At 69.6% G+C, this 23,484-nt stretch carries 20 protein-coding genes and 1 tRNA gene; 13 read left to right on the top strand and 8 right to left on the bottom strand.

Features of this window, described 5'->3' with window-relative positions; translation table 11 throughout:
• The first annotated feature begins 49 nt into the window (after positions 1-49).
• From xylA to AUC47_RS00565, 4 genes are all read left to right on the top strand, one after another.
• Entirely contained in the window at positions 50-1,237 is a 1,188-nt protein-coding gene (xylA, locus tag AUC47_RS00580) for a xylose isomerase (RefSeq protein WP_096713293.1), read from the top strand.
• Positions 1,238-1,242: 5 nt separating this feature from the next.
• Positions 1,243-2,529 carry a xylulokinase gene (xylB, locus tag AUC47_RS00575; protein WP_096713292.1) on the top strand — a complete coding sequence of 429 codons (1,287 nt, stop codon included), beginning with the start codon at positions 1,243-1,245 and terminating at the stop codon, positions 2,527-2,529.
• Positions 2,530-2,740: 211 nt separating this feature from the next.
• Positions 2,741-3,679 (top strand): NAD(P)-dependent oxidoreductase, encoded by a 939-nt coding sequence (locus AUC47_RS00570; RefSeq protein WP_096713291.1) that lies wholly within the window; start codon positions 2,741-2,743, stop codon positions 3,677-3,679.
• A gap of 53 nt (positions 3,680-3,732) precedes the next feature.
• Positions 3,733-4,350 carry a TetR/AcrR family transcriptional regulator gene (locus tag AUC47_RS00565; protein WP_096713290.1) on the top strand — a complete coding sequence of 206 codons (618 nt, stop codon included), beginning with the start codon at positions 3,733-3,735 and terminating at the stop codon, positions 4,348-4,350.
• A gap of 275 nt (positions 4,351-4,625) precedes the next feature.
• Here AUC47_RS00565 and AUC47_RS00560 read toward each other — a convergent pair whose 3' ends face one another.
• Together AUC47_RS00560 and AUC47_RS00555 are read right to left on the bottom strand one after the other, a co-directional pair.
• Positions 4,626-5,750: a Gfo/Idh/MocA family protein gene (locus AUC47_RS00560; protein WP_096713289.1), complete on the bottom strand. Its 1,125-nt coding sequence runs from the start codon at positions 5,748-5,750 to the stop codon at positions 4,626-4,628.
• Complete coding sequence (locus tag AUC47_RS00555) at positions 5,747-6,571, bottom strand: sugar phosphate isomerase/epimerase family protein (protein ID WP_096713288.1); 825 nt, start codon at positions 6,569-6,571, stop codon at positions 5,747-5,749. The genes AUC47_RS00560 and AUC47_RS00555 overlap by 4 nt, the downstream gene beginning before the upstream one ends.
• A 164-nt stretch (positions 6,572-6,735) precedes the next feature.
• On the opposite strand from AUC47_RS00555, the gene AUC47_RS00550 reads away from it, so the two are divergent.
• Positions 6,736-7,131 (top strand): VOC family protein, encoded by a 396-nt coding sequence (locus tag AUC47_RS00550; protein ID WP_096713431.1) that lies wholly within the window; start codon positions 6,736-6,738, stop codon positions 7,129-7,131.
• Here AUC47_RS00550 and AUC47_RS00545 read toward each other — a convergent pair.
• The 3 genes from AUC47_RS00545 to AUC47_RS00535 all read right to left on the bottom strand — a co-directional run bounded on the left by AUC47_RS00545 (position 7,128) and on the right by AUC47_RS00535 (position 9,263).
• Entirely contained in the window at positions 7,128-8,102 is a 975-nt protein-coding gene (locus AUC47_RS00545; protein ID WP_096713287.1) for an NAD-dependent epimerase/dehydratase family protein, read from the bottom strand. The genes AUC47_RS00550 and AUC47_RS00545 overlap by 4 nt on opposite strands.
• Positions 8,103-8,139: 37 nt before the next feature.
• Complete coding sequence (locus tag AUC47_RS00540; RefSeq protein ID WP_096713286.1) at positions 8,140-8,490, bottom strand: hypothetical protein; 351 nt, start codon at positions 8,488-8,490, stop codon at positions 8,140-8,142.
• A gap of 101 nt (positions 8,491-8,591) precedes the next feature.
• A complete protein-coding gene (locus AUC47_RS00535) occupies positions 8,592-9,263 on the bottom strand; it encodes a GntR family transcriptional regulator (RefSeq protein ID WP_096713285.1) in 672 nt (223 codons plus the stop codon).
• 66 nt (positions 9,264-9,329) lie between these two features.
• Between AUC47_RS00535 and AUC47_RS00530 the strand changes: the two genes are divergently transcribed.
• Together AUC47_RS00530 and AUC47_RS00525 are read left to right on the top strand one after the other, a co-directional pair.
• Entirely contained in the window at positions 9,330-12,161 is a 2,832-nt protein-coding gene (locus AUC47_RS00530; protein WP_096713284.1) for an FAD-binding and (Fe-S)-binding domain-containing protein, read from the top strand.
• Positions 12,162-12,355: 194 nt separating this feature from the next.
• Positions 12,356-13,588 carry an ATP-binding protein gene (locus AUC47_RS00525; RefSeq protein ID WP_096713283.1) on the top strand — a complete coding sequence of 411 codons (1,233 nt, stop codon included), beginning with the start codon at positions 12,356-12,358 and terminating at the stop codon, positions 13,586-13,588.
• A 358-nt stretch (positions 13,589-13,946) separates the two neighbouring features.
• Here the strand turns inward: AUC47_RS00525 and AUC47_RS00520 are convergent.
• Together AUC47_RS00520 and AUC47_RS00515 are read right to left on the bottom strand one after the other, a co-directional pair.
• Positions 13,947-14,035 (bottom strand) — tRNA-Ser (locus AUC47_RS00520).
• 90 nt (positions 14,036-14,125) lie between these two features.
• On the bottom strand, positions 14,126-14,854 hold the full coding sequence (locus AUC47_RS00515; RefSeq protein ID WP_096713282.1) for a FadR/GntR family transcriptional regulator: 729 nt from the start codon (positions 14,852-14,854) through the stop codon (positions 14,126-14,128).
• A 201-nt stretch (positions 14,855-15,055) separates the two neighbouring features.
• Between AUC47_RS00515 and AUC47_RS00510 the strand changes: the two genes are divergently transcribed.
• The 6 genes from AUC47_RS00510 to AUC47_RS00485 are packed head-to-tail and all read left to right on the top strand — an operon-like array spanning position 15,056 to position 20,987.
• On the top strand, positions 15,056-16,327 hold the full coding sequence (locus tag AUC47_RS00510; RefSeq protein WP_096713430.1) for an MFS transporter: 1,272 nt from the start codon (positions 15,056-15,058) through the stop codon (positions 16,325-16,327).
• The gene (locus AUC47_RS00505) at positions 16,324-18,087 is read left to right on the top strand and encodes a dihydroxyacetone kinase family protein (protein WP_096713281.1); all 1,764 of its coding nucleotides are present in this window, start codon (positions 16,324-16,326) and stop codon (positions 18,085-18,087) included. The genes AUC47_RS00510 and AUC47_RS00505 overlap by 4 nt, the downstream gene beginning before the upstream one ends.
• Positions 18,084-18,554: a ribose-5-phosphate isomerase gene (locus AUC47_RS00500; protein ID WP_096713280.1), complete on the top strand. Its 471-nt coding sequence runs from the start codon at positions 18,084-18,086 to the stop codon at positions 18,552-18,554. The genes AUC47_RS00505 and AUC47_RS00500 overlap by 4 nt, the downstream gene beginning before the upstream one ends.
• The gene (locus tag AUC47_RS00495; RefSeq protein WP_096713279.1) at positions 18,554-19,327 is read left to right on the top strand and encodes a triose-phosphate isomerase family protein; all 774 of its coding nucleotides are present in this window, start codon (positions 18,554-18,556) and stop codon (positions 19,325-19,327) included. The genes AUC47_RS00500 and AUC47_RS00495 overlap by 1 nt, the downstream gene beginning before the upstream one ends.
• A complete protein-coding gene (locus AUC47_RS00490; protein WP_096713278.1) occupies positions 19,324-20,118 on the top strand; it encodes a sugar phosphate isomerase/epimerase family protein in 795 nt (264 codons plus the stop codon). Before AUC47_RS00495 ends, AUC47_RS00490 begins: the two co-directional genes overlap by 4 nt.
• Positions 20,115-20,987 (top strand): phosphogluconate dehydrogenase C-terminal domain-containing protein, encoded by an 873-nt coding sequence (locus tag AUC47_RS00485; protein WP_096713277.1) that lies wholly within the window; start codon positions 20,115-20,117, stop codon positions 20,985-20,987. Before AUC47_RS00490 ends, AUC47_RS00485 begins: the two co-directional genes overlap by 4 nt.
• 119 nt (positions 20,988-21,106) lie before the next feature.
• Here the strand turns inward: AUC47_RS00485 and AUC47_RS00480 are convergent, their stop codons facing one another.
• Positions 21,107-23,395, bottom strand: coding sequence for a glycoside hydrolase family 3 C-terminal domain-containing protein (locus AUC47_RS00480; protein ID WP_096713276.1), 2,289 nt, complete (start codon positions 23,393-23,395; stop codon positions 21,107-21,109).
• Between the last annotated feature and the right edge of the window lie 89 nt (positions 23,396-23,484).

Below are 23,484 nucleotides of genomic sequence, written 5' to 3'. Positions count from 1 at the left end.
AGATATGTTGTCAAACGCAACTTATTCGATGACCTGCACAGGAGCAGCCATGCCCACCCCCACCCGCGACGACAAGTTCTCTTTCGGCCTCTGGACCATCGGATACAACGGAGCCGACCCGTTCGGCGGCCCGACGCGTCCGGCGCTCGATGTCGTGCACGCCGTCGAGAAGCTCGCCGAGCTCGGCGCGTACGGACTCACCTTCCACGACGACGACCTCTTCGCCTTCCGATCGACGGATGCTGAACGTCAGACCCAGATCGACCGCCTCAAGGGCGCTCTCGCCGACACCGGCATCGTCGTTCCCATGGTCACCACCAACCTCTTCAGCGCGCCGATCTTCAAGGACGGCGGCTTCACCTCGAACGATCGCGACGTGCGCCGCTACGCGCTGCGTAAGGTGTTCCGCCAGCTCGACCTCGGCGCCGAACTCGGCGCCAAGACGTTCGTGATGTGGGGCGGTCGCGAGGGCGCGGAGTACGACTCCGCGAAAGACATCCGCGCCGCGCTCGAGCGCTACCGCGAGGCCGTGAACCTGCTCGGCGACTACGTGACCGACAAGGGCTACGACATCCGCTTCGCGATCGAGCCGAAGCCGAACGAGCCGCGCGGCGACATCCTGCTGCCCACGCTCGGCCACGCGATCGCGTTCATCGACTCGCTGGAGCGCCCGGAACTCGTCGGCCTCAACCCCGAGGTGGGCCACGAGCAGATGGCCGGACTGAACTTCGCCGCCGGTATCGCGCAGGCGCTGTACCACGGCAAGCTCTTCCACATCGACCTCAACGGCCAGCGTGGCATCAAGTACGACCAGGACCTCGTGTTCGGCCACGGCGACCTGCACAACGCGTTCGCGCTCGTCGACCTGCTCGAGAACGGCGGCCCCGGCGGCGTGCCTGCGTACGACGGCCCGCGTCACTTCGACTACAAGCCGAGCCGTACGGAGGACGAGAACGGCGTCTGGGACTCCGCGGCCGCGAACATGCGCACCTACCTGCTGCTGAAGGAGCGTGCCGCTGCGTTCCGCGCCGACCCCGAGGTGCAGGAGGCGCTGGCCGCCGCCCGGGTCGACGAGCTCTCGACGCCGACCCTCGCCGAGGGCGAGTCGTATGACGACTTCCTCGCCGACCGCAGCGCGTACGAGGAGTTCGACGCGAACGCGTACTTCGGCGGCAAGGGCTTCGGCTTCGTGCGTCTGCAGCAGCTCGCCACCGAGCACCTGCTCGGCGCCCGCTGATCGCCATGCCCCTCGTGCTCGGGGTCGACTCGTCGACCCAGTCCTGCAAGGTCGTCGTCGTCGACAGTGCGACCGGTGCGGTCGTCCGCACCGGTCGCGCCACTCACCCCGACGGGACCTCCGTCGACCCCGAGGCCTGGTGGGGCGCATTGCAGGAGGCGATCGCGCAGGCGGGCTCGCTCGACGACATCGCCGCCTGGTCGATCGGCGGACAGCAGCACGGCCTCGTCTCCCTCGACGCGCAGGGCCGCGTCATCCGCGACGCTCTGCTGTGGAACGACACCCGCTCGGCGGGAGCGGCGGCGGATCTGATCGACGAGTTCGGCGCGGCCGCGCTCGCGGTGCGGACGGGGCTGGTTCCGGTGGCGTCGTTCACGATCACCAAGCTCCGCTGGCTTCGTGACAACGAGCCGGAGAACGCGGCGCGCGTCGCCGCCGTCGCGCTGCCGCACGACTGGCTGACCTGGCGTCTGCGCGGCTTCGGCCCGGAGAACCCCGTGCTCGATGAGCTCGTCACCGACCGATCTGACGCCTCGGGCACCGGGTACTGGAACCCCGCGACCGGCGAGTACGACCGGGAGCTGCTCGTAGCGGCGCTCGGACACGATGCGATCCTTCCCCGAGTGCTCGACGCCGACGAATGGGTGACGGATGCCGCGGGGCGCCGCGTCGGCCCCGGTGCCGGCGACAATGCGGGAGCCGCGCTCGGGCTGGGCGCCCAGCCGGGCGACGTAGTGGTGTCGATCGGAACGTCCGGAACCGTGTTCGCCGTGAGTCGCGAGCCGGTGCACGATCCGGAGGGCACCGTCGCGGGATTCGCAGATGCCTCGGGTCTGTTCCTCCCGCTGATCGCGACGCTCAACGCGGCCAGGGTGGTCGACGTCACCGCCGCCCTGCTCGGAGTCGGCCACGAGGAGTTCAGCGCCCTCGCTCTCGCCGCGAGTCCCGGAGCCGGTGGACTGACCCTGCTCCCCTACTTCGAGGGCGAGCGCACTCCGAACCTGCCCGACGCGACCGCGACCCTGAGTGGGATGACGCTCGCCTCCACCACGCGCGAGAATCTCGCGCGTGCGGCGGTGGAGGGGATGCTGCGCGGACTCGGTGCCGGTCTCGACGCGCTTCGCGCCCTCGGCATCCCCCTCGAGCGGGCGTTGCTCATCGGTGGCGGCGCACAGTCGGAGGCCGTGCGCCGCATCGCACCTGAGGTCTTGGGGCTCCCTGTCGAGGTGCCAGAGCCGGGCGAGTACGTCGCGCTCGGCGCGGCGAAGCAGGCCGCAGCCACCCTCTCGTGACCGCCGGTCGTCGGCCACCTGCCCCAGGCCGAGCACCTCCCAAGGATATGTGCGCTTCCCGCGGCCGAATCCTGGGGATACGTCCGAGCGAAGAGCACATCTCCGAGCGAAGCGCCGTGACGTCCCCCGCGAGTCGTTGAGCGAGCGGAACGAGACGAAACGCAGTGACGTCCGTACGACGCCGCATGACTACGGTGGAACCGGAGGCGAAATGAAGATCCTGATCCCCGACACCATCGACCTGCAGCTGAGCGCGGACGTCGAGGCGGTCGTCTACGACATCGCGCGCGAGATCCCCGAGGAGCACCGTGACGCCGAGGTGCTCGTCGTCTGGCACAACTCCGGCGCCTGGCTCGAACAGGCCGCCGATCAACTGCCTCGCCTGCGGCTAGTACAGGCTCTGGCGTCCGGCGCCGACGTCGTCCTCCGGTCGGGCTTCGCCCCCGACGTGCGAATCTGCTCGGGGCGGTCGCTGCACGATGGGCCCGTCGCCGAGCACACTCTCGCCCTGATCCTCGCGGTCGTGCGTCGCCTCGACCGCCTGCGCGACGCGCAGCGGGATCACCGGTGGGACGAGGAGTTCAACGAGGAGCAGAGCGCGTCGGGAACCCGGGCGCAGTTCACGCTCTCAGGGGCTCGCGTCACCATCTGGGGCTTCGGCTCCATCGCCACGACTCTCGCCCCGGTGCTGCGGCAGCTCGGCGCCGACGTGCGCGGCATCGCACGCAGCGCCGGCGACCGCGCCGGTTTCCCCGTGCACGCGGATGCCGATGCCGACGCCGTGCTGGCCGACACCGACATCCTCGTCTCCCTGCTGCCGGCGACCGACTCCACGGCCGACCTGTTCGACAGCGCCGTCTTCGCTGCGCTGCCCGATGGTGCCGCCTTCGTGAACGTGGGACGCGGTGCGACGGTCGATGAGGCAGCGCTCGTCGACGCGCTGCGGTCGGGGCACCTCCGCGCCGCCGCGATCGACGTCGCGAAGGCCGAGCCGCTGCCGTCCGACGACCCGCTGTGGAGCGCACCGAACCTCTTCATCACTCCGCATGTGGCGGGCAACCGTCCGATCGGCGCCAGCGCGCTCATCGACGACAACGTCGCTCGCCTCGCCGCCGGAGACGCGCTCGTGAACCAGGTGCGACCGGCGTAGCATCCGAACCTCCAATCGGAGGTTTTCGCCGCGACCTGAGTATCATCGGGACCATGGCCGCTCCTTCCGACGACGACACCCGCAGTCCGGGGCGCTACGCGAAGGGCATCGCCCGCCGACAGGAGATCCTCGACAAGGCCATCGAGGTGTTCGCGAAGCGCGGGTCGAAGCGCACGAGCCTGCGGGCGATCGCGCAGGAGGTCGGCGTGACGCATGCGGCCCTGACCCACTACTTCGGATCGCTGGAAGAGCTGCTCGTCGCCGTGTACCGCGAATCCGAGCGGCGCAACGACACCGAGCATCCCGAGCCCTCCGGCCTGAGCCCGGCGATGATGATGCGCGTGTCGGCCGAGGAGAACCGCAACATCCCCGGACTCGTGCAGCTCTACTCGACGCTCGTCGCCAACGCGCTGGAAGAGGGACACCCGGCGGCGTACCAGTTCGCGACGCAGCGGTTCTCGCGCCTGCGCGAGCAGATGGCCGAGCGGGTGCGCGAGCTGCAGGCGTCGGGCGAGATCCGCAGCGACCTGGATGCCGTGCTCGTGTCGTCGCTCGTCATCGCCGCGTCCGACGGGCTGCAGACCCAGTGGCTGCTCGACCCGTCCGTCGACCACGAGGCCGCGCTGGAGATGCTCGACGCCCTGTTGGCCGGAGGGCACGACCCCCGCTGAGTGGTCCGCCCGCAGCATCCTTCTCCCGCCTCACATGGCACCTCCTGCCGTAATCTGCGCAGAATTCCCGCATCAGGTGCCAACTCAGTGGGCCAGGTAGGCCCAACCCGCGCCCAGTGTTCTCGCGACAGCATCCTCTTCCCGCCTCACATGGCACCTCCTGCCGCAATCCGCGCAGAATTCCCGCCTCAGGTGCCAGCCGAAGCCCGAAGACCGCGCACAGACGGGAGCGGGCCCGCCGGCGTGAGCCGACGGACCCGCAGCAACCGCATACGTCAGAGGGTGGCGACGAAGGGGTCGAAGCCCTCCGGAAGCAGCGGCACGGGTGCGACGGTGCTCTGGACCACGACGGTCGTGCCGGACTGCGCGGAGTCCTGCGCCGAGAGCAGCACGTCGAGGACGTGGTACCCGAGTTCGCCGGAGGCGACGTGCGGGCGCCCCTCGGCGATCGCACGCACCATGTCGAGCGCGCCGAGACCACGTCCCACCTCGATGTCGGCGTGCTCGACCTCGATCCACTCCTGCTGGAACGACATCCCGTCGCGGATGACGCCGAGCGGCTTCACGTAGGCGATGCGGCCGACGAAGGTGTTGGGATCCGGCAGGACGATCGTGCCCTCGGTGCCGTGGATCTCGACGATGCCGTGACGCTCGAGAGCCGAGTCGAAGCTCAGCAGGCTCTGCGCCTGCGCGCCACCCTCGAACGCGGTCACGATCTGGATCGTCGACGGCACCTCGACGGGGAAGGTCGTGCCCGCGAGCGGCCCAGTGTGGATCTCCCGCTCCTCGCGCGCCTTCGAGCCGACGGCCGCGACGCAGTCGACGGGGCCGAGCAGGCTGACGAGCGCCGAGAAGTAGTACGGCCCCATGTCGAGCAGCGGACCGGCACCCTGGGCGAAGAGGAACCCGGGGTTCGGATGCCAGAGATCGGGGCCCTGCGTCTGGAACGTCGTCTGCGCGAACAGCGGCCGGCCGATGACGCCGGCCTCGATCGCGCGGCGCGCGGCCTGGAACCCGGGGCCGAGCAGGGTGTCGGGCGCGGAGCCGATGCGCAGACCGGCAGCCTCGGCCTCGCGGAGCAGCAGCGCCGCCCCGTCGCGGTCGAGTCCGAGCGGCTTCTCGGTCCAGACGTGCTTGCCTGCGGCGATCGCCGCACGCGAGACCTCGATGTGCACGGCCGGGATGGTGAGGTTCACGACGAGGTCGACGCCGGGGTGGGCGAGCACGTCCTCTGCCGAACCGAACGCCGGAACACCATACTTCTCGGCCTGCGCCTGGGCGCGGTCGAGGAGCAGGTCGCCCACGATGAGCACCTCGGTGTCGGGGAACGACGAGAGGTTCTGCAGGTAGGTGTCGCTGATGACTCCGACGCCGATGATGCCGATGCCGACCGCGCTCATCGGGCGAAGCCTCCCTCGATGAGGAACGAGTAGCTCGCGGCGATGTCGGCGAAGACGTCACCCGGGGCGTTGTCGTACTCGATGACCGCGTACTTCAGGTCGGATGCCGCGTGCAGCGCCTCGGCGAGGGGCACGTCGCCGGTTCCGGCGTGACGCTGGTCGAGCGATTCGGAGCCGAAGCTCTCGGCGCCGGGGGCGAACGGGTTGCTCGCAGGAGCGACGCCGTCCTTGACGTGGGCGGCCACAAGACGGTCGCCGAGCAGCGACACGAGGCCCGTCACGTCCTGCCCACCGACGAGAGCCCAGTACAGGTCGAGCTCGATGGCGACGCGCTCGTCGGTGAGGGCTACGAACCGCTCGTAGGCGGTCTGGCCGTCGAAGTCGGCGACGAACTCCTGGGCATGGTTGTGGTACCCGACCTCGAGTCCGAACCCTGCAGCGGTCTCGGTGAGGGTGTTGAGCCGCTCGGCGATGTCGGTCACGCTCTCGAGCGTCTGCCAGCGATCGGTCGGCACGAACGGATCGATGACCGTCTTGATCCCGACCTTGGCGGCCGCTTCGAAAACGACCTCGGGCGCGGGCGTCGGGATTGACCCGTCCGGCGTCCACAGCTCGTCCGACAGCAACGGCGCGTGGCCGGTCGGCGAGGCGAGGCCCGAAGCGTCGAGAGCGGCGCGGATCTGGTCGGGGCGACCGACGAAGTCGAACGCCTCGACGTTGCGCAGCCCGATCGCGGCGAGCTTGTCGAGCGAGCCCTCCATGTCGGCGGAGAACTCCGCCGCGAGCGTGTACAGCTGGACCGATGCTTCTGGCAGGGCCACGGTGACCTTCCTTCGTAGTGCGGGAGCGGGCAGCACGTTCTGCCCGCGGTCAGACTAGCAGAAACCTCCACACGGAAGTAATGAGTGCGCGCTACGAGTTCGCTCACTCTCGGGTCACCGGATGCAGGGTGGACACCGACTCCGCAGAGGCGCATGCTGAACGCATGACGGCATTCGACAGCACCCACGCATTCAGCGGCTTCAGCGTCGACGACATCGATGCAGCCCGCGCGTTCTACGGCGACGTCCTCGGGATGGACGTGACCACCAACGAGATGGGATTCCTCGAGATCACGCTCGGTGATGGCGGCTCGATCCTCGTGTACGCCAAGCCGAATCATGAGCCGGCGAGCTACACGATCCTCAACTTCCCCGTCGATGACGTCGAGGCCGCGGTGGACGAGCTCAACGCGCGCGGCGTGGTCACGAAGATCTACGACGACCCGCAGCTCGGCACCGACCCGAAGGGCATCTCGCACGGTCAGCCGGGTCGCGGTCCCGACATCGCCTGGTTCAGGGACCCGGCCGGGAACGTGCTCGCCGTGCTCGCGCCGAACTAAGCGAGCAGTCGGTCGAAGGCCGCGTTCACCGCGGGGTCCACGCGCTGCAGCTCGGGATGCGCGTCGTGCCAGTCGATGATCTCCCGTGCTGCGGTGTGCAACCCGATCGTCGGCGCGAAGTCGGGCACGAGCCGGCGCACCTTGGTGTTGTCGAAGACGACCGAGTGGGCCATGTCGCCGGTCAGCTGCCCCGCGCGATCCGGCAGCTCCGCTTCGATCGCGCTGCTCGTGGCGTAGCCGAGACGCGGCTCGGCGCCGGCGGCGCGGCCCAGCATCCCGTAGATCTCGTTCCACGTGTAGACGAAGTCGCTCGTGATCTGGAACGTGTCGCCGTAGGCGAGCGGGTTGCCGAGGAGCCCGACGAACCCGACGGCGAAGTCGCGGGAGTGCGTGAGAGTCCAGAGCGACGTGCCGTCGCCGTGCACCACGATCTCCTCCCCGCGACGGATGCGATCGATCGCCGTCCATGCCCCGAAGGCCGGGATGGTCCACTCGTCGTAGGTGTGCGAGGGCCGCAGGACCGTGACCGGGAATCCGCGGTCACGATAGGCGGCCGTCAGCAGCTCCTCGCACGCGATCTTGTCGCGCGAGTACCGCCAGAACGGGTTGCGCAGCGGCGTCGATTCCGTGATCGGCAGGTGCGCGACCGGCTTCTGATATGCGGAGGCCGAGCTGATGAACACGTATTGTCCTGTGCGCCCCTCGAAGCGGTCGAGGTCCCGCTGCACCTGGTCGGGCGTGAAGGCGATCATGTCGGCGACCACGTCGAACTCGCGTCCGGCGAGTGCGGCGTCGACGGCCGCGTCATCGCCGATGTCGGCGGTCAGCACTTCCACACCCTCGGCGGCGCGACGCTGCGATGTGCCGCGGTTGAGCAGCGTCACCTCCATGCCGCGTTCCGCCGCCAGCGCACTCGCGGCTGACGAGATGATCCCCGTCCCGCCGATGAACAGCACCTTCGTCGCAGACATGTCGGTTCCCTTCCTGAAGCCCCGCGGACGGTCCCGGTCAGGGACGCAGGTCGATGTCGATGTCGTCGATCACGTCGATGCCCCATTCCATGGGCGGCGTCGTCGCACCACCGGCGTCCCGCCGGGGGAACCGGTGATGTGCGCGAAGGCGAGCGGCGTCCTCGGAGAAGTCGGGGTCGGCGCCCTCCGAAGCGCTCGGTCCCACGAGCACGTCGTTGCCGAGACCCACCACGAGCTCGGCGGTGTCCTCCTGACCGTTCACGAGGATCGGGATCTGCAGCGCATCCGACTCGCCCTCGTTCGCGATCGCCGCCGCCAGCACCACGAGGGCGTCTGCGACATCGTCGGTGGTGACCAGCTGCTGACCTGCATACGAGACGAGCTTCATGCCCACAGCTTGGCACCGGCTTCCGGTCTAGGTCTCGGGCTTGCGCGCATGCGGGTCGGTGTGTGACACGAACATGTAGTGCGCATGCGTCGGAGCGTCTTTCATGACGTCCAGACGCTGCCGAGAGCCTCCACCAGACGCTGCTCCGCGGCGATGAGGTGATCGCCGAGCAACGCCGCGGCCAGGTCGGCGTCGCCGGCCGCGACCGCATCGAGGATCGCCTCGTGCTGCTGTGCGATCGCGGCGGCTTCCAGCAGACGCCGGCCCTGCACCTGCGCCATGCACAGCCGCACCTCGTCGAGCACGCTGCGGTACATGCGCGAGGTGCGGTCGCTGCCGACCGCATCGATCAGTGCCGTGTGGAACCGCAGATCGGGGTCGACCGTCGCCGTGTCGGCGGCGGCGGGCATCGCGAGCAGCTCCGCATTGGCCGATCGCGCGGCATCCGGCGCCGTGCGGGTCTGCGCGAGCTCGCGCAGCGCTGCGCTCTCGAGCCGGATCCGGGTGCGGTACACGTCGCGAACCATCTCCGCGTCGATCGCGACGACCCGCGCGCTGCGGTGCGCGGTGCGCACCAGCAGTCCGGATGCCACGAGCTGCTCGATCGCGGCCTTCGCGCTCGGCCGCGCCACGCCGAACGTCGCCGAGACCTTCGCCTCGGTGAGCGCGGTGTCGGCGCCGATCTGCCCGCCGAGGATCTGGTCTCGCAGGCGGCGAGTGACGGCATCCACGACGCCGATGACCCCCAGGCGGTCCGCGGATTCGGAGGTCATGGCACCAGCGTAGAGGACGATAGGCTTCTCGGTAATCTTGTCTGACAATCTCGGCGAAGGAGCCTCATGCCCACCGCGCTCGCCCACCCGCTGTCCGACGACACCCTCGGATCGGAGACATCCGTGTCGGTGCGTTCCATCGACCGCTTCGCCCGCGCCCACGATGCCTCCCACTACCTGCTGATCCCGGATGCCGTGCTGACGCCGACCGATGCCGCCGGCGTCGCGCGCGCCTTCGCCGCCGTCCGGGATGCCGGCCGCACGATGACCTTCCGCTCCGGCGGCACGAGCCTCTCCGGGCAGGGCGTCTCGGGTGACATCCTCGTCGATACCCGCAGCGCCTTCCGCGGCATCGCCGTCGAGGACGGCGGCGAGCTCGTCCGCGTCGAACCGGGCGCCACCGTGCGCCAGGTCAACACCCGGCTCGCGCGGTACCGCCGCAAGCTCGGGCCCGACCCTGCGAGCGAGATCGCGTGCACGATCGGCGGCGTCGTCGCCAACAACTCCAGCGGCATGGCCTGCGGCACCACCGAGAACTCGTACCGCACGATCGACTCGCTGCTGCTGGTCCTGCCGAGCGGCACCGTGATCGACACGGGCGCGGCCGACGCGCTCGACGTGCTGCGCGAGCGCGAGCCGGCCATCGTCGCCGGTCTGCTCGACCTCCGCGACCGGCTCCGTTCCTCGCCCGCGCACGTGGCGATGGTGCAGCAGCAGTTCTCGATGAAGAACACGATGGGGTACGGACTCAACTCCCTCCTCGACTTCGACGACCCCGTGAAGATCCTCGAGCACCTCGTCATCGGCTCGGAGGGCACGCTCGCGTTCGTCGCCGAAGCCCGGTTCCGCACCGTGCCGGTGCTGCCCTGCATCGCGACCGGCCTGCTCGTCTTCACCACGCTCGCCGACGCGATGGCCGCACTGCCCGGCCTGGTCGCTCAGGGGCTCGCGACCGTCGAGCTGCTGGATGCCGCGTCGCTGCGTGTCGCGCAGGGGCTGAGCGATGTGCCGACGGCGATCGCCGACATCGACGTACGCGACCACGCGGCGCTGCTCGTCGAGACGCACGCCTCCGATGCCGACGAGCTGGATGCCGCGACGACCGCCGCTCTCGACGCGTTCGCCGAGCTGCCGCTCACCACCCCCGCGCGCCTCACAACGGACGCGGCCGAGCGCGCCTCGCTGTGGCACGTCCGCAAGGGCCTCTACACGGCGGTCGCCGGGGCTCGCCCGTCGGGCACGACGGCGCTGCTCGAAGACATCGTCGTCCCGGTCGACCGGCTGCTCGTCACCTGCCAGCGGCTCATCGAGCTGTTCGCCGTGCACGGCTACGAGGAGTCGGTGATCTTCGGGCACGCCAAGGACGGCAACGTGCACTTCCTCCTCAACGAGCGGTTCGACGACGGGGACAGCCTCGCCCGGTACCGGCGCTTCACGGCGGATCTCGTCGATCTCGTGCTCGCACAGGGCGGTTCACTCAAGGCCGAGCACGGGACCGGACGCATCATGGCTCCGTTCGTGCGGCGCCAGTACGGAGACTTCCTCACCGACATGATGTGGGAGATCAAGCATCTGCTCGATCCCGCCGGCATCCTGAACCCGGGTGTCGTGCTGTCCGACGACCCGGAGTCGTACCTGCACGACCTCAAGCGCGTGCCACGGGTGGAGAAGGAGGTCGACCGCTGCGTCGAGTGCGGGTACTGCGAGCCCACCTGCCCCAGCAAGGACATCACGCTCACGCCACGTCAGCGCATCGTGCTGCGGCGCGACATGGCGTGGGCCGAGGAGCAGGGCGACACGGCACTCCTCGCGGATCTGCGCGCCGACTACGACTACGACGGCGTGCAGACGTGCGCGGTCGACGGCATGTGCGCCGTGGCGTGCCCCGTCGACATCAACACCGGCGACCTCGTGCGCCGGCTCCGTGCCGAGGAGGCGTCGAAGATCGAGAACACGGCGTGGGATGCCGCGGCCAAGGGATGGGGCGTCGTGACGCGCCTGGGCGGGGTGGCGCTCACCGTCGCCGACGCCCTGCCTGCACCTCTGGCCCGCGGTGTGACGGCGATCGGTCGCGGCATCCTCGGTGATGACGTCGTTCCGCTCTACGATGCGGCGCTGCCCCGCGGCGGATCAGCGGCGCCGAAGCAGCAGAGCCCCGCCGACGCGGAGGTCGTGCTGTTCGGCGCGTGCGTCGGCACCATGTTCGGCCCGGAGGACCACGGCATCGGCTCCCGTGACGCCGTCCGCGCGCTGCTCGACCGCGCGGGGGTGTCGGTCGCGATCCCCGCCGATGCCGGTGGACTCTGCTGCGGCACCCCGTGGAAGTCGAAGGGACACCTGGCGGGGTACGAGCGCATGGTCGACCGCGTGCTCGCCGCCCTGTGGGATGCGAGTCGCGGCGGCCGGATCCCGGTCGTGTGCGACGCGGCATCCTGCACCGAGGGCCTGCGCGTGATGCTGACGAAGCGCGCGGAGGAGCATCCCGAGTACTCGGGCATCGTGATCGAGGACGCCACGACCTACGTCGCTCGAGAGCTCCTGCCGATGCTGACGGTCACCGAGAAGCTGCCGCGCATCGCGGTGCACCCGACGTGCTCGACGACGGCACTGGGAGCGAACGGCGACCTCGAGGCGATCGCGAACGCCGTCGCCGACGAAGTCTTCATCCCGGAGGGGTGGGGATGCTGCGCATTCGCCGGCGACCGAGGGATGCTGCACCCCGAGCTCACCGCGAGCGCCACCGCCGTCGAATCCGCAGAGGTCGCGGATGCCGAGCGCGCGGGCGGCGGCTTCGACGCGTTCGTCTCCGCCAACCGCACGTGCGAGCTGGGCATGAGCCGGGCGACCGGGAGGCCGTACCGGCATGTGATCGAGGTGCTCGAAGAGATCACCCGCTGATCCGCGCTGCCCGGATCGCTCGCGTCGATCACCGGCTGAAGAGCCGCTCGGTTGGCACCTCCCGCCGCAATTCTGCGCGGATTCCCGCAACAGGTGCCACCTGAGGCGGGTGTGTAACAGGCGTGGCCGCGGTGAGGATACAGACCGCGTTGATAACATTATCGACCGCGGATCGCTTTGATAATGTTATCAGCGTGCGTACAGCTCTCGACAATCCCTTCAGTCCCGGGTCCGACACCATCCCGGAGGTCTGGGCCGGCCGTATCGAGCAACTGAGCGACTGGCGCGACGTCGTACGTCCTCGCCGACTCGCGGGGCTTCCCGAACGCGGGCGCACCATTCTCGGCGAACCCGGGCTCGGGAAATCGAGCCTCGTGCGACGCATCGCGCAGGATGCCGCTCGCGCCGGCGACTGGGTCACCCCGCAGCTCCGCATCCCCGCGGGAGCGGACCCGTTGAAGCTCGTGGCAGAGGCGGTGCTCGAGCTCGCGAACTCCGCCGGACTCCCCTCATCACGGGAGAAGCGGATCGGCGACGCGATCGCCCGCGTCCAGGCGGTCGCGGTCTCGGGCATCTCGCTCACCCTGCGAGGCACGGACGGGCGCGAGCCCTATGCGGCGTTGACCGAGCTGCTCGTCGAGGTCGGGATCGCGGCGGTCGCGAACGGACGGGTCGTGGCGCTCATCCATATCGACGAAGTGCAGAACATCACCGACGAGAAGGCGCTCTCCCAATTGCTCATCGCGCTCGGCGATGCCCTGTCGCGTGAGATCGAGGTCGAGGTTCCCGGCGGTGCTCGAGTCAGGCGCTCGCTGCCGATCGCGGTCTATCTCACGGGCCTCCCGGACTTCGAGGACATGGCGGGTGCGCGCAAGGGGGCGACCTTCGCGCGGCGCTTCAAGACCACCACCCTTTCCGCCATCGACGACGAGGATCTCGCGGAAGCGCTGCAGGAGTTCGTGCTCGATGGATGGCGAGTAGCCGATGGTGATGGCGGGGCGGATCGAGTGCGGATGGAGCCCGCCGCAGCCGCGGCGATCGTCGATCTCTGCCGCGGTGAGCCGTTCCTGTTCCAGCTCGCCGGCGAACAGGCCTGGTACGCCGGCGGGACTCCCACCATCACGGCAGGGCAGGTGCGCCAGGGGTGGCGCGGCGCGCAGCGCGAGGCCGCATCCCATGTCGAGCGGATCCTCGAACGGCTCCCCGCTCGCGAGCGACAGCTTCTGCAGGCGATGGCCGACCTTCCCGCCGTGGAGCGCACCGCCACGCGCATCGCGGAGGCTATGGGATTCTCCAAGGTGACGGAGGTGGGGCCCACGGCCCAGCGCCTGGACACCGTGCGTGGCATCATCGACCGTGGCAAGCCGTACACATTCCGGCATCGAGCCGTCGAGGCGTACTTGACGAGCGACTGGCCGCGCAACTGACCCAGAACTCACATCCCCACTGACCGATAGTCTCCATGAGACCTAGACCTTAGGCCAGTAGAGGTTAGACAGAAGTAGCCCTACCGATTGGCTGATAGTTTAGCGGGCGGCCACAAAGTCTCCACACCGCCCCGCGGTCGTATGGGAAGGTAAGACGTCTCCAACGACGGAGCGAATGCTTCCGGCCGCTCTGGGGAACGGCGACGCGGGATGGGGATCCCACGACAGGACAGCATCCGCTCGCCCCCCGCACAGCGAAGCGAGATACCGCATCCCCCTCACGACCCGAACGTGAGGGGGATCGCTGTATCCGGCGCCGAACGCACGAATCCCCCGCCGAGGCGGGGGATTCGTTGTGCGGAGACGAGGGGATTTGAACCCCTGGTCCCCGTAAGGGGACTCCACCTTAGCAGGGTGGTGCACTAGGCCGGACTATGCGACGTCTCCAGGCACCCGCTCCGAGAAAGACCGGATGCACCTAGCCATCGTAACGGATCGTCAAGCATGTCACGAACCGGGCTCGCTCAACCTCGCGAGTCACGCCTCGAGCAGGCGAGCGGTAGCGGTCGCCATATGCACGGCCATGGCGGATGCCGCCGCATCCGGATCTCCTGCGCGCACGGCCGAAAGCACCGCCTCGTGCTCGGCGAGGGCGCGCTCGGCTTGCGCCCGGTCATGCACCGCCCGATCGGCGTAGACCTGCAGAAGCGAACGAACGACGTGCACGTGGTCGGTGAGGGTCTCGTTGCCAGCTGCTTCGGCGAGTACATGGTGGAAGTCGAGGTCTGCCTTGGCGAACGTGCCGAGGTCATCGATGCTGTCGCGCATGCGGGCGGCACTGCGTTCGAGTCGGGCCACGGTCGCGTCGTCCGCGCGAGACGCAGCGAGCCGGGCCACGAAGATCTCGAGCCCCTCGCGCAGTTCGAGCAGCTGCGCGGTGTTCCGCTCCCCGATCAGGAGCCCCCAGCGCAGGGTCTGCGGCAGCAGTTCGCTCGCCGACCCGCGCAGATATGTTCCAGACCCTGGCCGGACGTCTACGATCCCGAGGATCTCGAGAGCCGCGAGGGCCTCGCGCACGGCGGATCGCCCCACCCCCAGCGAAGCCGAGAGCTGCCGCTCCGGCGGCAGGCGCGCACCCGGTGCGATGGATCCGCCTGTGAACAGGTCGAGTAGCCGACGAGCGACCTCCGACACGGGAGAGCTCGAAGGGACGGCCGACAGTGCGGCGGCGATCTCGTCGACCGGTTCTCCGGGAAATGCGGGCATGTCTGCCAACATACCGGCGACGGGTTTCGAATTCGGGCTTGAAATTGGTCAACCGGTTGTGCAGTAGGGAGTGAGCATTCGCCAGGAGTGCGCGATCACCGTCGATGAGGAGTCATTGTGGACACCCCGCTTTCCGAAACACCCGTAGCCCGGTCAGCCATACGCAAGGTCGCCCTGCGACTCGTGCCGTTCGTGGCTCTGATGTTCTTCATCAATTACCTCGACCGCACCGCCATCGGCTTCGCGGCCCCGAACGGCATGAACGACGACCTCGCCTTGAGCGCCGCCCAGTTCGGCTTCGCCTCCGGCGTCTTCTTCATCGGCTACATCCTGCTGGAGGTGCCGTCGAACCTCGCCCTGCACAAGTTCGGGGCCCGCAAGTGGCTCGCCCGCATCATGGTGAGCTGGGGCGTCGTCGCACTCCTCTTCACCTGGGTGCAGAACTTCGAGCAGCTCGTCGCGCTGCGCTTCATCCTCGGCGTCGCCGAGGCCGGCTTCTTCCCCGGCGCGATCCTCTTCCTCAGCCTGTGGGTGCCGTCGCAGTACCGCGGTCGGATCCTCATGCTCTTCTACCTGGCGCAGCCGCTCACCACGGTCATCGGCGCACCGCTCGCCGGCGCGCTCATCCAGCAGCACGGCGCCTTCTTCGGCCTCGAGGGCTGGCGGTTCATGTTCATGGGTGTCGCGATCCCCGCGATCGTCGTCGGCATCATCGCCTGGTTCTACCTGAAGGACAAGCCGGCCGACGCGAAGTGGCTGACGCCGCAGGAGCAGACCTGGCTGACCGGTGCGCTCGAAGCCGAGCGCAAGACCACCGAGGCCGGCAGCGGCCATGTGTCGGTCAAGTACGCCTTCCGCAGCGGTCGCGTGTGGACGCTGTCCTTCATCTACTTCGGCTTCATCTACGGCCTGTACGCTCTCGGCTTCTTCCTGCCGACGATCATCGAAGGATTCCAGGAGCAGTCCGGCGTCACGTTCGATGTGCTGCAGAAGGGCCTCATCACGGCCATCCCGTACCTTCCCGCGGCGATCGTCATGTACTTCTGGTCGCGGGATGCCGGAAAGCGCGGCCTCAAGACGTGGCACATCGCCGCCCCCGCTCTCGCCGGTGCGGTCTCGATCCCGCTCGCCCTCTTCGCAGGCTCCCCTGCCGCCACGATCGCGGTCATCACGATCACCGCGTGCTCGATCTTCGCAGCGCTGCCGAACTTCTGGACGCTGCCGACGCAGTTCCTCACCGGTGTGGCCGCCGCCGCAGGTGTCGCGCTGATCAACACGGTCGGCAACCTCGCGGGCTTCAGCGCGCCGTACATCACCGGCGCGGTGCGTGACTGGACGGGAGGCTACGAGGTGCCGATGGTCATCGTCGGCGGATTCATGCTCCTCTCCGCGGTGCTCATGACCGTCCTCGCCCGTCGCGGTCGCACGACCGCCACGTCGCCCGACCTGTCGAGCGAGGCGGTCGGTTCGTGACTCGTCTCTGGAACGACCCCGCCGACTTCGCCGACGAGATGATCGACGGATTCGTCGCCGCGAACTCGCGCGCGGTGCGCCGGGTGCCCGGCGGGGTCGTGCGCAGCACGGTCATCCCCGAAGGACAGGTCGCCGTGGTGGTGGGCGGCGGGTCCGGCCACTACCCGGCGTTCGGCGGGCTGGTCGGCCAGGGTTTCGCCCACGGGGCGGCGATGGGCAACCTCTTCGCCTCTCCGTCGGCGCAGCAGGTCTACTCGGTCGCGAAGGCTGTCGATCGCGGTGCCGGGGTGTTCCTCTCCTACGGCAACTACGCGGGTGACGTGCTCAACTTCGACGCCGCCCAGGACCGGCTGCGCACGGAGGGCATCCCGACGCGAACCGTCACTGTGACCGACGACGTCGCGAGCGCCTCCCCCGACGAGAAGCACAAGCGGCGTGGCATCGCCGGCGATCTGACGGTGTTCCGCAGCGCCGCCGCAGCCGCAGAGGCCGGATACGACCTCGACGGCGTCGTGCGCGTGGCCGATCTCGCGAATGAGCGCACGCGGTCATTCGGGGTCGCGTTCACCGGGTGCACGCTGCCCGGCGCCCCCGCGCCGCTGTTCACGGTTCCCGCCGGCCGCATGGCCGTCGGTCTGGGCATCCACGGCGAGCCGGGCATCGACGAGACCGACATCCCCACGGCCGACGGCCTGGCGGACCTGCTGGTCGATCGTCTGCTCGCCGAGGTCCCCGACGGCGTGAGCGTCGAGGGCGCCCGAGTGGTTCCCATCCTCAACGGGCTCGGCGCCCTGAAGTACGAGGAGATGTTCGTCGTCTACCGGCGCATCGCCGAGCGGCTCGAGGCAGCGGGTCTCGTTCTCGTCGACCCTCACGTGGGCGAGTACTGCACGAGCTTCGACATGGCCGGCACGTCGCTGACCCTGTTCTGGCTCGACGACGAGCTCGAGCGTCTGTGGGACACCCCGGTCGACGCGCCCGCCTACCGGCGCGGATCGGTCGTCGCCGCCGCGCAGGCCGAGATCGCGGAGGTCGCCTCGGCCGCGGTCGACGAGATCACGCCCGGTGACGACGAATCCCGCACCCTCGCGCACACCGTGCGTGCGGCGCTGCAGGTGCTCGCCGACACCGTCGACGCGCACGTCGACGAGCTCGGCCGCATCGACGCGATCGCGGGTGACGGCGACCACGGCATCGGCATGCAGCGCGGCTCGCACGCGGCGCTGGATGCCGGCACCCGCGCGGCCGACGCCGGTGCGGGTGCGCAGACGACTCTCGCCCGCGCGGCCGACGCTTGGGCCGACAAGGCCGGCGGCACGTCCGGGGCCCTGTGGGGTGTCATCCTGAACTCTCTGGCCGCGCGACTCGGCGATGCCGGTCGACCGGATGCTGCGGCGGTCGCCTCGGGTGTCGCCGACGGCGTGCGAGGCGTGCAGTCATACGGCAAGGCCGAGATCGGCGACAAGACCATGGTCGACGCGCTCGTGCCGTTCACTACGACGCTCACCGAGGCGATCGACGGCGGAGCGGCGCTCGTCGATGCCTGGACGGGTGCGGCCGACGCGGCGACCCGCTCCGCGGCCGCGACCGCCGACCTGCTGCCGAAGATGGGCCGCGCCCGCACGCACGGCGAGCACGCCGTCGGCACCCCCGACCCCGGGGCGATCTCGTTCGCGCTGATCGTCACGGCCCTCGGCGAGCTGCTCGCCGGCACATCGACAAGCTCGGCGACCCACGCTGAGGGAATGGACGCATCATGACCGACCAGCTCCGCCTCGTGATCGGCAGCGACGACGCCGGATTCGACTACAAGGAGATCCTGAAGAAGGACCTCGAGAACAGTGACGGCGTCGCCTCCCTCGTCGACGTGGGAGTGGATGCCGATGGGCACACCGCCTACCCGCGCGTCGCCATCGCCGCGGCTGAGCTGGTCGCGAATGGCCAGGCCGACCGTGCCCTGCTGATCTGCGGCACCGGGCTCGGCGTCGCGATCGCCGCGAACAAGGTCGCCGGCATCCGTGCCGTCACTGCGCACGACTCGTTCTCGGTCGAGCGTGCCGTGCTGTCGAACAACGCACAGGTGCTCACGATGGGCCAGCGGGTCGTCGGCATCGAGCTCGCCCGCCGTCTCGTGCGCGAGTGGCTCGGCTACCGCTTCGACGAATCCAGCGCGAGCGCCGAGAAGGTCGCGGTCATCGACGAGTACGAGACGACCGGATCCTGCTGATGTCGCAGGTCACGGTCGGAGTGAGCCTGAAGACCTACTTCGGGCACGAACGCGCAACGCGCTGGTTCGACGAGGTCGCCGCGCGCGTGCGCGTCCACGACGCCGTCACCTCCGGTGCGGTCGAGTTGTTCATCACCCCGACCTATCTGCAGGTCCTCCCCGCCCTCGCCGCTTTCACGGGAACCCCGGTCCGCGTCGGCGGGCAGGACGTCTCGGGTGAGCCGGCCGGCGCTTTCACCGGCGAGGTGACCGCCGCGGAGCTCGCCGAGGTCGGGGCGTCGATCGCCGAGATCGGCCATGCCGAGCGCCGTCGTCTCTATGGCGAGACCGAGGAACAGACCGCATCGAAGACCCGCGCCGCCCTCGACGCCGGGCTCACCCCGCTGCTGTGCATCGGAGAGACAGAGCGGCAGCAGCCGGCGGATGCCGCGCACGTCGCGGTCGCCCAGCTCCAGTCCGCGCTCGACGGCGCCGCTCCCGGACGAGTGATCGTCGCGTACGAGCCGGTCTGGGCCATCGGCGCTCCGGAACCCGCTGGCCACGATCACATCCGCGTCGTCGCCGTCGCGCTGCGCGCCGCGCTCGACGCAGACCCCGCTCGCACCGGCTCGTCCGTGATCTACGGGGGCGCGGCGGGACCGGGGCTGCTGACCGGGCTCGGCGACGCGGTGGACGGTGTCTTCCTCGGACGCTTCGCCCACGACCCCGTCGCCCTCGTCACCGTGCTCGACGAGGCCGCGCAGCTCGCCGCCCTCCGAGGGGACGCATCGTGATCGGCCTCGGCACCTACGCCTATCTCTGGCAGCTCTCCGAGCGCGCATCCGAGCCGCTGTCGCTCATCGGGGCATTCGAAGACACCCGCGCGCAGGGGGTGGAGCTGTTCCAGATCTGCGACTACGCCCCCCTCGACCGCATGAGCGATGCCGAGCTGCACGACGCCGCGCGCGCCGCGCGTGACCTGGGCATCGCGATCGAACTCGGCACGAAGGGCATCAACCCTGAACACCTCAGCCGATTCCTCACCCTGGCCGAGGTGTTCGACGCCCGTCTGGTGCGCAGCATGGTCTACAGCCCCGACTGCCGCCCGACCCTCGCCGAAGCGGAGACATGGCTGCGCAGCAGCATCCGCTCCTTCGAATCCGCCGGGGTCACTCTCGCGCTGGAGACCTACGAGCAGCTCCCGACCGCCGACCTGGCCGCGCTCGTCGAACGGGTCGGCAGCCGCAACCTCGGGATCTGCCTCGACCCCGCGAACGTCGTGGCCCGGCTCGAGCTGCCGTCCGTATGCGTCGACCTGTCGGCACCGCTTGTGAAGAACATCCATGTCAAGGACTTCGCCTTCGCGCGTCAGGAGGGCTGGGTCGGCTTCACCTACTCCGGCACCGTCATGGGCACCGGCCTGCACGACTACCCCGCCCTGGTGACCGCCGTCCGCCCTCGCGAGCGCGGGATCAACGAGATCGTCGAGCACTGGCTGCCCTGGCAGGGGGACCCCGAGACCACCATCCGCACCGAGCGGGAATGGACCCGCACCACACTCGAATACCTGAGGAGCACATCATGAGCGACACGTCGACCACCACCGGAACCTACAAGATCGCCGTCATCGGCGCGGGCGGCAAGATGGGCATGCGCGTGTCCAACAACCTGGTGAAGACCGACCACACCGTCTGGTACGTCGAGAACTCCCCCGCCGGCCAGCAGCGCACGGTCGACGCCGGCCGCGAGCTGACCGACGCCGCCACCGCCGTCGCCGACGCCGACATCGTCGTGCTCGCCGTCCCCGACCTCGCCCTCGGCCCTGTCACGGCCGACCTCGTCCCCCAGGTCAAGAGCGGCGCGATCGTGCTCACCCTCGACCCCGCGGCCGCGTACGCCGGCCTCCTGACGACCCGCGACGATGTCATCCAGGCCGTCGCGCACCCGTGCCACCCGTCGATCTTCCTGCAGCGCGAGACGCCCGAGCAGTGGGCCGACACGTTCGGCGGCATCGCCGCCCCGCAGGACGCGATCGCCGCGATCGAGAGCGACGACGACGCGAAGAAGGCGATCGTCGAGGCCACGGTCCGCGCCATCTACGCCCCTGTCATCGACGTGCACTGGGTCACCGTCAAGCAGCTCGCGCAGCTCGAGCCGACGCTCGTCGAGACCGTCGCCTGCATGGTCGGCGACCTGCTCAACGAGGCGCTGCAGGAGACGATCAACACCATGGGCGTGCCCGAGGCCGCCGCGCGCAGCATCCTGTACGGGCACACCCAGGTCGCCCTCGCGAACGGCCTTCGCGGGGACAACCCGTTCTCCGACGCCTGCCTCATCGCCATGGACTACGGCCGTGAGAGCATCATCAAGGACGACTGGAAGAAGATCTTCCGCGACGACGAGCTCGACAAGAACCTCGCGCGCATGCTGCACCTCGACCACATCGAGCGCTGACAGGCCTCCCGTTGTCCTGAACCGGCAACGGGGCGCGCGTCATGTGCGACGCGCGGGGGCCGGCCCATTCTGTGAGGCCAGCCCCCGCGCCGGCGCTCTCCCGCCACGCCGGCGCGGCGTCAGTCCTGCGGCAGCGAGCCGGCGTTCGCACCGGCGAGCAGCTGCTCGACCTGCTCGTACGTCACGTCGACGCCGGGGAAGCCGATCAGCCGACCGATCGGGAACGACGCCATCATCTTCTGCATCGCCTCGTCGTTCGGCATCATGGACGCCGCCGAGGAGTCGGCTCCGGCGAGGCCCCCCATCAGCCCGCCCAGCGCTTCCATGACGATCGGACCGGCCACGGGGTGCGAGACCACGTCGCCGATCGACGAGTCCATCGTCAGCGGCAGCGAGACCTCGTCGCCCTCGACCTCGACGGTCACGGCGGAGCGGATGTCACGGCTCGACGCCGCCACCTCGACGGTGTAGTCACCGCCTTCGACGACCCAGCGGTCGACGCGCACGTCCCAGTACGCGAGGTCCTCCCGGCGCACCGTCAGCTCGACCGTGCGCGTCTCCCCCGCGGCGAGCGCCACCGACGAGAAGGCCTTCAGCTCGCGCGGCGCTCGCTGCACGGCGGACCGCACCGGAGCGACGTACACCTGCACGACCTCGCGCCCGTCGCGGTCGCCGCTGTTCGTCACGTCGACGCGCACGGTCACCTCGCCGCTGTCTGCGACGGACGCCGTCGCGGCGCCGTACGAGAACGTCGTGTACGAGAGGCCGTGCCCGAACGGGAACGATACGTCGAGACCCTTCGCGTCGTACCAGCGATAGCCGACGAGGATCCCCTCTCCGTAGCGCACATGGCCGAACTCTCCGGGAAAGTTGCCGTACGAGGGGTTGTCTTCCAGTCGCACGGGAACGGTCTCGGTGAGCTTGCCGGACGGGTTCACCGCGCCGAACAGCACGTCGGCGACCGCGCCGCCGCCCGCCTGGCCCAGCAGCCAGCTCTCGACGATCGCCGGAACCCGGTCGGCGAACGGGAGTGCGACGACGCCGCCGTTCGACAGCACGACGACGGTGCGCGGGTTCGCCTCGATCACGGCATCCAGCAGTTGGAGCTGCACGCCGGGGAGGTCGATGTGGTCGCGGTCGAAGCCTTCCGATTCCTCCGCCGCGGGCAGCCCGAGGAACACGACAGCCACCTCGGCGGCCTTCGCGACTGCGACGGCCTCGGCGCGCAGCTCCTCGGCGGAACGACCGGATGCCGCGACGGCACCGCCTTCCACAGCGAACCCGGCGGCGTACGACACGCGATCCCCGCCGACAGCGCGCATACCGTCGAGCGCGGTGTCGACGCGCGTCGGGTTGATGAGCGAGGATCCGGCGCCCTGGAAGCGCGGCTCGGTCGCGAACGCTCCGATGACGGCGATGCGGTGCTCGGGGGCGAGCGGCAGCAACCCATCCCCGTTCTTCAGCAGCACGATCGACCGTCCGGCCGCCTCGCGGGCGAGGGCGTGGTGGGCGTCGACATCGAGCGGCCCCTGCACGGCATCCCGCGCCCGCGCCTTGCCGACGAGGGCGATCGCGCGATCGGCGGCGACGTCGAGCACGCTCGCGTCGAGCTCGCCGGCCCGCACGGCTGCCACGAGCTGAGCATCCGTCCGCCCTCCCGAGGAGGGCATCTCGAGGTCGAGACCCGCGGCGACACCGGCGACACGGTCGTTCACCGCGCCCCAGTCCGAGACGACGAGGCCGTCGAATCCCCAGTCGTCTCGGAGCACCTGCGTCAGAAGCCACGGATCCTCGGACGCGTAGACCCCGTTGATGCGGTTGTAGGAGCACATGACGGTCCACGGCTGCGCATCCCGCACCACCCGTTCGAAGCCGCGCAGGTAGATCTCGCGCAGGGGCCGAGGGTCGACGTCGGAGCTCGCACGCATCCGATCGAACTCCTGGTTGTTCGCCGCGAAGTGCTTGAGCGACGAGCCGACCCCTTGCGACTGGATGCCGCGCACCGAGGCCGCCCCGAGGACGCCGGAGACCAGCGGGTCCTCGGAGAAGTACTCGAAGTTCCGTCCGCACAGCGGGGAGCGCTTGATGTTGACGCCGGGCCCGAGCACGACCGCCACGTCCTCGATCGCGGCCTCGGCGCCGATCGCGGCGCCGACACGCTCGACCAGCTCGGGGTCGAACGACGATCCGAGGCCGACGGCCGGCGGGAAGCACGTGGCCGGAACGCTGCTCGCGAGTCCGAGATGGTCGGTGGCGTCCGCCTGCTTGCGGAGTCCGTGCGGACCGTCGGTCAGCATGATCGACGTCAGCCCGACGCGGTCGATGGACTTGGTCGTCCAGAAGTCCGCGCCGCTGGTGAGCGACGCCTTCTCCTCGAGGGTGAGGTCGGATGCCGAGGTGTCGGTCATGGTCGTCCTTTCGCGGCGACGGCGGTGTCTTCCGAAAACCATACGACAGTCAGTATTGGATATCAAACCGCATTCAGGATTAGGGTCGG

It is taken from the genome of Microbacterium sp. SZ1, assembly GCF_002362255.1.
Taxonomy (GTDB): Bacteria; Actinomycetota; Actinomycetes; order Actinomycetales; family Microbacteriaceae; genus Microbacterium.
The sequence above is the reverse complement of the archived record's forward strand: the minus strand, read 5'-3'. Positions and strand labels throughout refer to the sequence as shown.

What these genes read in the sequence shown, in the direction of transcription:
- AUC47_RS00570 (WP_096713291.1), top strand. Translation starts at nt 2,741, where the DNA reads ATGAAGATCCTGATCCCCGACACCATCGACCTGCAGCTGAGCGCGGAC.
- AUC47_RS00530 (WP_096713284.1), top strand. Translation starts at nt 9,330, where the DNA reads ATGCCCACCGCGCTCGCCCACCCGCTGTCCGACGACACCCTCGGATCG.
- AUC47_RS00545 (WP_096713287.1), bottom strand. Translation starts at nt 8,102, where the DNA reads ATGTCTGCGACGAAGGTGCTGTTCATCGGCGGGACGGGGATCATCTCG.
- AUC47_RS00565 (WP_096713290.1), top strand. Translation starts at nt 3,733, where the DNA reads ATGGCCGCTCCTTCCGACGACGACACCCGCAGTCCGGGGCGCTACGCG.
- xylB (WP_096713292.1), top strand. Translation starts at nt 1,243, where the DNA reads ATGCCCCTCGTGCTCGGGGTCGACTCGTCGACCCAGTCCTGCAAGGTC.
- AUC47_RS00515 (WP_096713282.1), bottom strand. Translation starts at nt 14,854, where the DNA reads ATGCCCGCATTTCCCGGAGAACCGGTCGACGAGATCGCCGCCGCACTG.
- AUC47_RS00550 (WP_096713431.1), top strand. Translation starts at nt 6,736, where the DNA reads ATGACGGCATTCGACAGCACCCACGCATTCAGCGGCTTCAGCGTCGAC.
- AUC47_RS00495 (WP_096713279.1), top strand. Translation starts at nt 18,554, where the DNA reads ATGTCGCAGGTCACGGTCGGAGTGAGCCTGAAGACCTACTTCGGGCAC.
- AUC47_RS00540 (WP_096713286.1), bottom strand. Translation starts at nt 8,490, where the DNA reads ATGAAGCTCGTCTCGTATGCAGGTCAGCAGCTGGTCACCACCGACGAT.
- xylA (WP_096713293.1), top strand. Translation starts at nt 50, where the DNA reads ATGCCCACCCCCACCCGCGACGACAAGTTCTCTTTCGGCCTCTGGACC.
- AUC47_RS00510 (WP_096713430.1), top strand. Translation starts at nt 15,056, where the DNA reads ATGTTCTTCATCAATTACCTCGACCGCACCGCCATCGGCTTCGCGGCC.
- AUC47_RS00500 (WP_096713280.1), top strand. Translation starts at nt 18,084, where the DNA reads ATGACCGACCAGCTCCGCCTCGTGATCGGCAGCGACGACGCCGGATTC.
- AUC47_RS00485 (WP_096713277.1), top strand. Translation starts at nt 20,115, where the DNA reads ATGAGCGACACGTCGACCACCACCGGAACCTACAAGATCGCCGTCATC.
- AUC47_RS00480 (WP_096713276.1), bottom strand. Translation starts at nt 23,395, where the DNA reads ATGACCGACACCTCGGCATCCGACCTCACCCTCGAGGAGAAGGCGTCG.
- AUC47_RS00560 (WP_096713289.1), bottom strand. Translation starts at nt 5,750, where the DNA reads ATGAGCGCGGTCGGCATCGGCATCATCGGCGTCGGAGTCATCAGCGAC.
- AUC47_RS00535 (WP_096713285.1), bottom strand. Translation starts at nt 9,263, where the DNA reads ATGACCTCCGAATCCGCGGACCGCCTGGGGGTCATCGGCGTCGTGGAT.